12 protein-coding genes are annotated in these 10,234 nt (G+C 68.4%); 3 read left to right on the forward strand and 9 right to left on the reverse strand.

Features of this window, described 5'->3' with window-relative positions; all coding sequences use genetic code 11:
* The first annotated feature begins 86 nt into the window (after positions 1–86).
* On the forward strand, positions 87–995 hold the full coding sequence (locus tag ACAM52_RS14805) for a LysR family transcriptional regulator (RefSeq protein ID WP_354347719.1): 909 nt from the start codon (positions 87–89) through the stop codon (positions 993–995).
* Between the two features lie 13 nt (positions 996–1,008).
* Here the strand turns inward: ACAM52_RS14805 and ACAM52_RS14810 are convergent, their stop codons facing one another.
* From ACAM52_RS14810 to ACAM52_RS14825, 4 genes are all read right to left on the reverse strand, one after another.
* Positions 1,009–2,070 carry a DUF4241 domain-containing protein gene (locus tag ACAM52_RS14810; RefSeq protein ID WP_354347720.1) on the reverse strand — a complete coding sequence of 354 codons (1,062 nt, stop codon included), beginning with the start codon at positions 2,068–2,070 and terminating at the stop codon, positions 1,009–1,011.
* Between the two features lie 12 nt (positions 2,071–2,082).
* Positions 2,083–3,480 (reverse strand): CoA transferase, encoded by a 1,398-nt coding sequence (locus ACAM52_RS14815; protein WP_369647470.1) that lies wholly within the window; start codon positions 3,478–3,480, stop codon positions 2,083–2,085.
* 105 nt (positions 3,481–3,585) lie between these two features.
* On the reverse strand, positions 3,586–4,224 hold the full coding sequence (locus ACAM52_RS14820; RefSeq protein ID WP_056573812.1) for a 3-oxoacid CoA-transferase subunit B: 639 nt from the start codon (positions 4,222–4,224) through the stop codon (positions 3,586–3,588).
* Between the two features lies 1 nt (position 4,225).
* Positions 4,226–5,029 (reverse strand): CoA transferase subunit A, encoded by an 804-nt coding sequence (locus tag ACAM52_RS14825; RefSeq protein WP_062476435.1) that lies wholly within the window; start codon positions 5,027–5,029, stop codon positions 4,226–4,228.
* Positions 5,030–5,122: 93 nt separating this feature from the next.
* Between ACAM52_RS14825 and ACAM52_RS14830 the strand changes: the two genes are divergently transcribed.
* Positions 5,123–5,689 (forward strand): LuxR C-terminal-related transcriptional regulator, encoded by a 567-nt coding sequence (locus ACAM52_RS14830; RefSeq protein ID WP_062476432.1) that lies wholly within the window; start codon positions 5,123–5,125, stop codon positions 5,687–5,689.
* A gap of 139 nt (positions 5,690–5,828) precedes the next feature.
* On the opposite strand, the gene ACAM52_RS14835 is transcribed toward ACAM52_RS14830, so the two are convergent.
* Positions 5,829–6,275 (reverse strand): GNAT family N-acetyltransferase, encoded by a 447-nt coding sequence (locus ACAM52_RS14835; protein ID WP_369647471.1) that lies wholly within the window; start codon positions 6,273–6,275, stop codon positions 5,829–5,831.
* Between the two features lie 204 nt (positions 6,276–6,479).
* On the opposite strand from ACAM52_RS14835, the gene ACAM52_RS14840 reads away from it, so the two are divergent.
* On the forward strand, positions 6,480–6,626 hold the full coding sequence (locus ACAM52_RS14840) for a hypothetical protein (protein WP_172438277.1): 147 nt from the start codon (positions 6,480–6,482) through the stop codon (positions 6,624–6,626).
* Positions 6,627–6,642: 16 nt separating this feature from the next.
* Here the strand turns inward: ACAM52_RS14840 and ACAM52_RS14845 are convergent, their stop codons facing one another.
* Genes ACAM52_RS14845 through ACAM52_RS14860 form a run of 4 tightly spaced genes read right to left on the reverse strand, consistent with a single transcriptional unit; the run spans position 6,643 to position 10,187 of the window.
* Positions 6,643–7,608 (reverse strand): Bug family tripartite tricarboxylate transporter substrate binding protein, encoded by a 966-nt coding sequence (locus ACAM52_RS14845; RefSeq protein WP_369647472.1) that lies wholly within the window; start codon positions 7,606–7,608, stop codon positions 6,643–6,645.
* Between the two features lie 49 nt (positions 7,609–7,657).
* Positions 7,658–8,038, reverse strand: coding sequence for a VOC family protein (locus tag ACAM52_RS14850; protein ID WP_369647473.1), 381 nt, complete (start codon positions 8,036–8,038; stop codon positions 7,658–7,660).
* Positions 8,035–9,018, reverse strand: coding sequence for a hydroxymethylglutaryl-CoA lyase (locus tag ACAM52_RS14855; RefSeq protein ID WP_369647474.1), 984 nt, complete (start codon positions 9,016–9,018; stop codon positions 8,035–8,037). Before ACAM52_RS14855 ends, ACAM52_RS14850 begins: the two co-directional genes overlap by 4 nt.
* Positions 9,015–10,187, reverse strand: a complete 1,173-nt coding sequence (locus tag ACAM52_RS14860) for a CaiB/BaiF CoA transferase family protein (protein WP_369647475.1) — start codon at positions 10,185–10,187, stop codon at positions 9,015–9,017. Before ACAM52_RS14860 ends, ACAM52_RS14855 begins: the two co-directional genes overlap by 4 nt.
* Between the last annotated feature and the right edge of the window lie 47 nt (positions 10,188–10,234).

Genomic DNA, 10,234 nt, shown 5'->3' on the forward strand with positions numbered 1-10,234 from the left:
ATTTGCCATGACAATAGACAAATATGCGTCATCGCTTTGCAAAAATGCAAAGCACCGCACGCCACCCCGCACGAGGCCGCACGCACATGGACTGGGACAACCTGCGCTACTTTCTCGAACTCGCCCGCTCGGGCACGCTGATGAGCGCGGCGCGCCGGCTGGAGGTCGACCACACCACCGTCGCGCGGCGCATCCAGGCGCTCGAAAAGGAGGTGGGCGCGCCCCTGTTCTCGCGCGAATCCGGCGGCCACCGGCTCACCGAGGCGGGCCGCCGGCTGCAGCCGCAGGTCGAGGCGATGGAGAGCGCCTTCCAGGCCGTGGAGAGCACCGCGCCGGCGTCGCAGGAAGGCTTGTCGGGGCTGGTGCGCATCGGCGCCACCGAGGGCTTCGGCACCGTGGTGCTGGCACCGCAGCTGGCACTGTTCGCGGTGCAGCACCCGAAGCTCACCATCGACCTGCTCGCGATGCCGCGGCTGGTGCACCTGTCGCGGCGCGAGGCCGACATCGTGATCTCGCTCGAACGCCCGGCGCGCGGGCCGGTGGTGGTCACCAAGCTCACCGACTACACGCTGCGCCTGTACGCCTCGAAGCAGTACCTGGCCGCGCACAAGCCCATCAAGACCCGCGAAGACCTGCGCGGCCACACCTTCATCAGCTACGTGGACGACCTGCTGTTCAGCAAGGAGCTGCAGTACCTGGACGAACTGCACCGCCCCGACAGCTTTGCGCTGCGCAGCACCAGCGTGCTGGCGCAGCACCGGGCGGTGGCGGCGGGCGCGGGGATTGCGGTGCTGCCGGCGTTCATCGCGCAGGACGACCGCGCGCTCAAGCCGGTGCTGCCGGATGCGGCGAACTTCACGCGGACCTTCTGGATGTCGATGCCTGCGGAAACGAAGCACCTGGCGCGCATGCAGACCGTGTGGGAATTTCTGCGCGCGACGGCCACGGCGCAGCAGCAGGTGCTGTTGCCTGACAGCGCGGCGAACGCCAGGTGACCGGTTCGCGCGCTCAGGAAAACAGGCGCTTCAGGAACCCAGGCTTGGCCGCCGGCGCTGCCGCCTTTTCCAGCAGCTCGATCAGCCCTTCCACACGCGGCTTCTTGAGCCGGCGCGCGTAGTCGAGGTAGCTCTCTTCCTCGTCCATGCGATAGAACTGCGGCGGCATCGGCAGCGGGCCTGGCAGCGCCGCCAGCAGCACGCGCAGCGCGTCCAGCTGGTTCATGCGGATGGCGCTCATGATCGCGGTCTCGCCGAGCGAGGGAATGATCTCGTTGGGCTGCGCGAGCCCGCCGGCGAGCAGGGGCTGGATCGCCGCCGCATCGCCTGCGACCGCCGCCGCGCCCAGCGCCTCGAGCGCCGCCAGTTTCTCGGGCGAGAGGCTGGCCAGGTAGGCGTCGCTGCGCTTGTCGTCCTCGTCGCGCGCGTCGCCGCCCTGCATGACCATGAAGTCGGTCACCAGCGCCACGGGCTCGCCCGCGGCGTCGAGCGCCCAGAAGCTCGGGTAGCTGCCGTCGCCCCAGCCGGCGCTGAAGATCAGCACGTTGTTCGCGCTGCCCGCGCCCAGCGGGTAGTGATCGGCGATGTCGGCCGAAGCGAGGTCGGCGCCGAGCACGTCGTCGTAGTAGCTCACGTACTCGGGGTTGGTGGCGGACTCGCGCGCCTCGCGCTCCGCCATGGCCTTGGCGCCGTCGACGTCCATGAAGCAGCCGACACCGGCATCGACCGGGTAGCCATAGAACTCGTCGCTGCCGAGTTCGTCCTGCGATTGCCCTTCGAGCAGCGCGGCCTCCCAGCGCAGATCGTTCGCCTGCAGGCTGCCTCGCTCACGCAGCCACAGAACGGCCAACGCATGGCGGCCGCCGCCTTGCAGCACCTCGACGGGGAATGCGCCGCGCCCGCTCACGCTGCGAACAAAAGGCTCGCGCTCGGGTTGCACCAGCGGATCGCAGGCCACGATGCGGCCGCTCGTGAGGTGCAGGGCCCCGCAAGGCTGGCGCTGCAGATGCCGTGCACGCAGCGCCTCGTCGTCAAGAAAAATGCTCTGGAGGTTGTCGATGTCTAGGTAAGCCATGCGCCCAGTTTCTCATCCCCCGGCAGCGGCCGGCCACGCCGGCGGATGGCTGCCCGGCGGCATCGACGGCCGTGGCCAGGCGGCCGGCGTGCGCGACAGCTGCGCGCTGTGGCGCACCGCGGCCAGTTCGCCGAAGCCCGAGGCCGAGGTCTCGACGTACGGCGCGACATCGGCCCGCGCGATCGACAGCCCGCCGTCCACGCGGCCCAGCCCGCGCAGCCACTGCCCCGTCTGCGCCAGCGACACCTGCACATGCCAGCTGCCGCCCTCCTGCTGCTGACGCCACAGTGCCGCGGCGGCGCCCAGGGCGATCAGGTAGCCGCTGGCTTCGTCGAGGATCTGCATCGGCATCGGGCGCGGCTTGCCGTCGCCGGCGGCCTCGCCTTCGGCATGGTTGAAGCCCATGGCGGTCTGCACCAGCGAATCGAAGCCGCGCCGATCGGCCCACGGCCCCTGCGTGCCATAGGCCGTGAGCGACACGCAGACGATGCCCGGCCGCTCGCGCGCCAGCGCCTCGGGGCCGAAGCCCAGCGCCGCGATGCCGCCGGGACGGTAGCCCTGCACGAAGACATGCGCGTCGGCCACGAGGCCGTGCAGCACAGCGCGACCTTCATCCGTGCACAGGTCCACGTGCGTCGAGAGCTTGCCGCGGCTGGTGTCGGCGATGGATTCGATGTTCGGCAGGTTCGGCGAATTGACCAGCATCACGTCGGCACCGTAGGCCGCCAGCGCCCGGCCGCCGACTGGTCCCGCGAGGATGCGTGTGAGGTCGAGCACGCGCAGGCCTTCGAGCGGGCGCTGGTCGCCCTGCAGCGGCGGCAGCGCGCGCGGCGGTGCATCGCCGATGCGCTCGATGGTGAAGAGCGGCTGCGCCGCGATCGCCTGCCCCTGCGGCGTGGCGTCCCACTCGTCGAAGCGGCGCAGCGCGGTCGCCACCAGGCCTTGCGCGGCGGCGGCCGTTTCGAAATCGACCGCGCGCCAGGCGGCCATCGCGGCCTCGGCGTCGGCGCGCGTGGCGGTGGCCGGGTCCAGCTTCATCAGGCGCAGCGCGCCTTCTCGGTGGTGCTTGAAGTTGGCGTGGATGCGCACCCAGCCGTCGGCGCAACGGTACACGCCCGAGAAGGTGTCCCACAGGTCGGGCACGCGGCCGTCGAGGCTGAACCAGCCCGTGCAGTCGAGCGCGGCGTGCAGCGTGTCGACCGCGACCTCTTGCCGCGCCACGCCGCGCCGGTGTCCCAGCTCGCAGGCCGCGAGCGCGGCGGCGGCGATGCTGGCCTGCGCCGCGAGGCCGACCGCGAAGGACGACGGCAGCACCGGGTCGGCGCCCGTGAGCCGCGCGAAGGCCAGCGCTTCGGCGGGCAACCCCGCCAGTTGCCAGAGACCGGCCAGGACTTCTTCACTCGTTGCCATGCGTCGCCCCTTCAGGGAAGGAAAAAAGAAATGAAAAAGGCAGGGTCCGCTTGCGCGGCCCTGCCCTGGTTGTTGTCGTTGCGTTCGCGACCTTGTGCGGATGGCTTACTGGATCAGCTTCGCACCGGTCTTGGCCTGCAGCGCGTCGAAGCTCACGCCCGGCGCCAGCTCGATCACCTTGAGGCCTTCGGGCACGACGTCCATCACGGCCAGGTCGGTGATGATGCGGTCGACCACGCCCACGCCGGTCAGCGGCAGCGAGCACTGCTCGAGGATCTTCAGGTCTTCGGTGCCGTCCTTCTTCTTGGCCACGTGTTCCATCAGCACGATCACGCGCTTCACGCCGGCCACGAGGTCCATGGCGCCGCCCATGCCCTTGACCATCTTGCCGGGGATCATCCAGTTGGCGAGGTCGCCCTTGGCGCTGACCTGCATGGCGCCCAGGATCGACAGGTTGATCTTGCCGCCGCGGATCATCGCGAAGCTGTCATGGCTGCCGAAAATGGCCGAGCCGGGCAGCGTGGTGACGGTCTGCTTGCCGGCGTTGATGAGGTCGGCGTCGACGTTGTCTTCGGTCGGGAACGGGCCGATGCCGAGCATGCCGTTTTCGCTTTGCAGCCAGACTTCCTTGGTGCCGGTGTGGTTGGCCACCAACGTCGGAATGCCGATGCCGAGGTTGACGTAGAAGCCGTCTTCGAGTTCTTGCGCGGCACGGGCCGCCATCTGGTCTTGGGTCCAGGGCATCTCAGGCTCCTTCTTTCTTGTTGACGGCCTTCACGGCCGATTCGCTGCCGGCGGCGGCGGCCTGGGCGATGGCGGTCTGGGCCTCGACCTTGGCGGCGGCGGCATCGACCGAGGCGCTCACGGTGCGCTTCTCGATGCGCTTTTCGGGCGTGGCGTTGAGCACCAGGCGGTGCACGTAGATGCCCGGCAGGTGGATGTCGTCGGGGGCCAGCTCGCCCACTTCGACGATCTTCTCGACCTCGACGATGCAGACCTTGCCGGCCATGGCGGCGGCGGGGTTGAAGTTGCGTGCCGTGAGACGGAAGCGCAGGTTGCCGGCCTTGTCGGCCACGTCGGCCTTGACCAGCGCCACGTCGGGCACCAGCGAGTGCTCCATGACGTAGGTCTCGCCGCCGAACTCGCGCAGCTCCTTGCCTTCGGCCACTTGCGTGCCCACGCCGGTCTTCGTGAAGAAGGCCGGAATGCCGGCGCCGCCGGCGCGCAGCTTCTCGGCCAGCGTGCCCTGGGGCGTGAATTCGAGGGCCAGTTCACCGGCCAGGTACTGGCGCTCGAACTCCTTGTTCTCGCCCACGTACGACGCGATCATCTTCTTGATCTGGCGCGTCTCGAGCAGCTTGCCGAGGCCGAAGCCGTCGACGCCCGCGTTGTTCGAGATGACGGTGAGGTTCTGCACGCCGGAATCCTTCAGCGCGTCGATCAGCGCTTCGGGAATGCCGCACAGGCCGAAGCCGCCGACCGCGAGCGTCTGCCCGTCGGCCACGACCCCCTTGAGTGCCGCGTCTGCGGAGGGATAAATCTTGTTCACTCGGGCTCCTTGATGGGTGGTGGAGAGTGGGTGGGAAAGGCTTCAACGATACTACCTACTCGTATACGTAGTATTTCGTAATGGTGACACCCGATGCCCGAGATCGATTACCGGCTGGCTTTTGAACATGCACCCGTCGGCATGGTGGTCTCGAGCAACCGCACCATCGTCGCCTGCAACCAGCGTGTGTGCGAGATCTTCGGCGCGGAGCCCTCCGCGCTGGTCGGGCATTCGTTCAGCATCCTGTACCCGAGCGTGGCCGAGTTCGAGCGCATCGGCAAGCGCATGGAGCCCTTTCTGAACGCCAGCGGCCACTATGCCGATAACCGCATGATGAAGCGGCTGGGCGGGCTGCACGGGGCTCTGGCGGGTGAGACCTTCTGGTGCCACGTCACCGGGCACGCGATGAACCGCGCGGCGCCGCACGAGGCCGGCATCTGGACCTTCGAGGACCTGGGCTCGCGCCGCGCGGTGAAGGCGGAGCTCACGCCGCGTGAGCGGGAGGTGGCGGCGCAGGTGATGCGCGGGCTGACTTCCAAAGAGATCGGGAAGGCGCTGGGCATCAGCCATCGCACAGTCGAGCTGCATCGGGCGCGGTTGATGCGCAAGTACGCGGCGGCTACGACTGCGGAGCTGGTGCAGAAGTTGATCGCGGGGTGATTCTTTTCAGGGCGCGTGCGCAGGCCACCGGGTACTTCCCTCCGCGAATGTCCCCCGGGCTTCGCCCTCCTCCTTGATTTCGCTGCGGGAAGCACCCAGTGTCCTGCGCACACTGAGTGCGGTCGTGGTGCGGGGCGCGCTAGAGCACCATCTCCATGCGCACCAGGTCTCGCAGCGGAATGCCGTTCTGCTTCGTCGCCCTGCCCCAGCGGCGCACGAAGTAGTCGACGTCGACCCCGACGATCCGAAAGCCGAAGCGCTGGTAGAAGGCCAGCTCGCGCAGGCTGCTGTTGCCCGTGCCGACTTCGAGCCGGTGCGCGCCGCGCTGCCTGGCAAGCGCTTTCGCCTTCTTCAGCATCGCGGTGCCGATACCCTGGCCCTTGTGGGCTTCGGCCACGGCGATGTTCATGATCTCCCAGGTGTCGACGCGCGTGGCCATGAGCACCATCTGGCCGACGACTTCGCCGGCCTGTTCGGCCAGCCACTGCTCGCCGCGCAGCAGGTACTTCTCGATCTCGGGGCGCGGGCCGTCCGCGTCGAACAGGAGCGGCCAGGGCACCGCATCCGCCGGGGTGGCCCTGCGCATCGTCAAACCCGTTGCGTGAGTGTTTCGTTCTTTCCGTTGCATGACTCCATTCTGAGTTCTGGGCAGAAGTTCCCTGCCGGAGGCCCCGGATCGTTGCGAAAACGGAAACGCCGTGTCGACAAAACCCATGCGCCATCGCCGGTTGAGAGGCCTATCGTGGAACCCACGCGAACACACCGTTCGCCCCACACAGGAGCAGACACCATGTCCACACCCCTTCATTCGGAAAAGAACCTCCTTCAGCAGACGAAGCTGTCCGTGGCCCAGGCCCGCGCGCTGGCCGGGCACCAGGTGCCCGTGGCGCTCGGCCTCGCGGCGGTGATCCTGTCGGTGCTGGGCGTCAAGCCCTGAGCCTGGCCGGGGGCGTTCACTCCGGCTTGATGTCGGCGCCCTTGATCACCTTCGACCAGGCCGCGAGTTCCTGGTCGACGAACCGGCCCAGCGTGGCCGGGTCCATGTAGGTCGCGAAGGCGCCCTGCTCGTCCACCTTCTTGCGGAAGGCCTCGCTCTCGACGATCTTCTTGATCTCGGCGCTGAGCTTGTTCACCACTTCGGGTGGCGTCTTCGCCGGGGCGAACACCGCGAACCACGACTCGACCTCGTAGCCCGGCAACCCGGCCTCGGCCGAGGTCGGCACGTTCGGCATCGACGCGTGCCGCTTGCTGCCCGTGTACGCCAGCGGCTTGATGCGCCCGCCCGCGAAGTGGCCGATGACCGAGGGCGGCGTGGTGATGAAGATGTCGACATTGCCCGCCACCAGGTCGTTGATGGCCGGCCCCGAGCCCTTGTAGGGCACGTGCGTGGCCGGCTGCTTGGTCTGGCGCGACAGCAGCTCGCCCGCGATGTGCTGGATCGAGCCGTTGCCCGACGAGGCGTAGAACAGGCCGCCCTCCTTCTTCCTGCCGTACTCGATGAGCTCCTTCATCGAGGTCACCGGCAGCTTGCCGCTCACCGCGACCACGTGCGGCGCGCGCATCACCATCGCCACCGGCACGAAGTCTTTGGTCGGGCTCCAGCGCAGGTTCGGGTACAGCGACGGGTTGCCGACGTGGTAGCCCGAGTACTGCAGCAGCAGCGTGTAACCGTCGGGCGCAGCACGGGCCACGAACTCGGTGCCGATGTTGCCACTGGCGCCGGGCTTGTTGTCGACCACGACCGGCTGGCCCAGCGCGCGCTGCAGCGGATCGGCGACCAGCCGCGCCATGATGTCGGTGGAGCCCGCGGGTGCCGTGGGCACCACGAAGGTCAGGGGTTTGGAAGGCCAGGTGTCGGCGTGCGAGGCGGCAGCGGCCAGCGCGAGGCCGACCGCCAGCAGGCGGTGAGCGGGTTTCATGGGTTTGTCTCCGGTGGTTTTTTGGGGGGCTGTCTTCGGGCTGTAGGCGTCAGGGCGCCAGCTCCGAGATCTCGATGAGATTCAGGTCAGGGTCGCGCACATAGACCGAGCGGATGCGCGACGTGGCGCCCGTGCGCATCACGGGCCCTTCGAGGATCGGCACGCTCTGCTCGTGCAGCCGCGCGATGACTTCTTCGAGCGGCACGCTGGCGGTGAAACACAGGTCGAGCGAACCGGGCGTGGGCACGTTGGCCTTGGGCTCGAACTCGTGGCCCTTCACGTGCAGGTTGATCTTCTGGTTGCCGAAGCGAAAGGCCTTGCGGCCGGCGCCGAAGACTTCCAGCGTCATGCCCATCGTCTCCACGTAGAAGCGCACGCAGGCCTCTTCGTTGGCGGTCGTGAGCACCAGGTGATCCAGGTGGTCGATCATGCGTTCTCCTTCTTGATGGGGCGCGCCTTCGCGCGCTCGACGATGGCGTTGAAAGCGGCCGGCGGCGCATGCCGCGTCAGCCGGTGGCCAGCACGCGAGACCTGGCCGGAAAGTTCGTGCTGCACGAGCGATTCGAGTTCAGCCGCAGCGCTGATCAGGCCCTCAAGGTCCATGCCGGTGTCGTAGCCCATGCACTGCAGCATGTGGACCACGTCCTCGGTCGCGACATTGCCCGTCGCGCCCGGCGCGTAGGGGCAGCCGCCGATGCCGCCAAGCGACATGTCGAGCCGGCGGATGCCCGCTTCGACCGCGGCGATGGTGTTCGCCAGGCCCATGCCGCGCGTGTTGTGGAAATGCGCCGTCCATTCCAATGCCGGGTGCCGCGCGCGCACGGCCTCGCACACGGCTTGCACCTGCGTGGGATGCGCCATGCCGGTGGTGTCGCACAGCGTGATGCCCTGCACGCCCAACGCAGCGAAACGGTCGGTCCAGCCGAGCACCGTCTCGAGCGGCACCTCGCCCTCCATCGGGCAGCCGAACACGCAGGAGAGCGACACGTTCACCGGCACCCTCGCCTGCTTCGCCAGCGCGATCACCTCGGCCAGCTGCGCGAACGACTGCTCGCGCGTCATCCGCAGGTTGCTGAGGTTGTGCGTCTCGCTGACCGACATGACGATGTTGAACTCGCCGATGCGGCTTTCGAGCGCGCGCTCGGCGCCGCGTACGTTGGGCACGAGCGCGGTGTAGACCACGCCCGGCCGGCGCGCGATGCGCTGCATCACTTCCTCGCCGTCTCGCAGTGCGGGAATCGCCTTGGCCGAGGTGAACGAGGTCACCTCGATCTTGGCGTAGCCGAGCGTGCTGAGCCGATCAATCAGCGCGACCTTGTCGTCGGTGGGGATGAAGCGGCTTTCCATCTGGAAGCCGTCGCGCGTGGCGACCTCGTTGATGAACAGCCGCGTGCCGTTGCCGGTTTTCATACGGCCTCGCTTTCCACGCCACGCACCGGCCAGCCCGCGCCCTGCAGGTCCGCCGTGTGTTCACCCAGCAGCGGCGCTGCATGCGCAATGCGCCCTGGTGTGGCACTGAGCTTGGGCACCACGCCCGGCACCTTGAGCATTGCGCCGTCGGAGCCGCGCGCCTGCACGATCATCTCGCGCGCCAGGTACTGTGGATCGGTCGCGATGTCGGCCACCGTGTAGATGCGCCCCACCGGCACGCCGGCCGCATCGAGCACGGCCAGCACCTCGTCGCGGCTGCGCTGCAGGGTCCAGGCTTCGATGGCCGCATCGATCTCTTCCACGCGCAGCACGCGGCCGTCGTTGTGCACGAGCCCTGCGTCGTTCTCGAGGTCCGCTCGGTCGATGGCGCGCATCAGCCGGCGGAAGATGCTGTCGCCGTTGCCCGCCACCAGCACGTAGTGGCCGTCGCTGCAGCGGTAGGCGTTGGTCGGCGCGATGCCCGGCAAGGCACTGCCGGCCCGCTCGCGCACGGCACCGAAGGCGTCGTACTCGGGCAGCAGGCTTTCCATCACGTTGAAGACCGACTCGTACAGCGCCACGTCGATGAACTGTCCCTCTCCGCCGTGCGCCGTGCGGTGGTGCAGCGCCGTGAGCACGCCGATCACGCCATGCAGCGCAGCCAGCGTGTCGCCGAGGGAGACGCCCACGCGCACCGGCACCCGGCCGGGTTCGCCGCTGAGGTAGCGCAGCCCGCCCATCGATTCGCCGAGCACGCCGAAGCCCGGCTTGTCGCGGTAGGGGCCGGTCTGCCCGTAGCCCGAGATGCGCAGCATGATGAGCCGCGGGTTCAGCGCATGCAGCTGCTCCCAGCCCAGGCCCCAGCCTTCGAGCGTGCCGGGCTTGAAGTTCTCGATCAGCACGTCGGCTTCGCGCGCCAGTGCGCGCACGGCCTCCTGCCCTTCGGTGCTGCGCAGATCAAGGCACACCGAGCGCTTGTTGCGCGACTGCACCTCCCACCACACCGAAGTGCCATCGCGCAGCAGCCGCCACTTGCGCAGCGGATCGCCGACGCCGGCGGGCTCGACCTTGATCACGTCGGCGCCGAACTCGGCGAGCGTCTTGCCGGCGAACGGGCCGGCGATGAGCTGGCCGAGCTCCAGCACCTTCAGGCCTTCGAGTGCGTTCATCTTTTTCTGTCTCCAGGTGGGTTGCCCCGACTCTAGGAACAGATGGC

It is taken from the genome of Variovorax sp. V118 (genome assembly GCF_041154445.1).
GTDB lineage: Bacteria > Pseudomonadota > Gammaproteobacteria > Burkholderiales > Burkholderiaceae_C > Variovorax > Variovorax boronicumulans.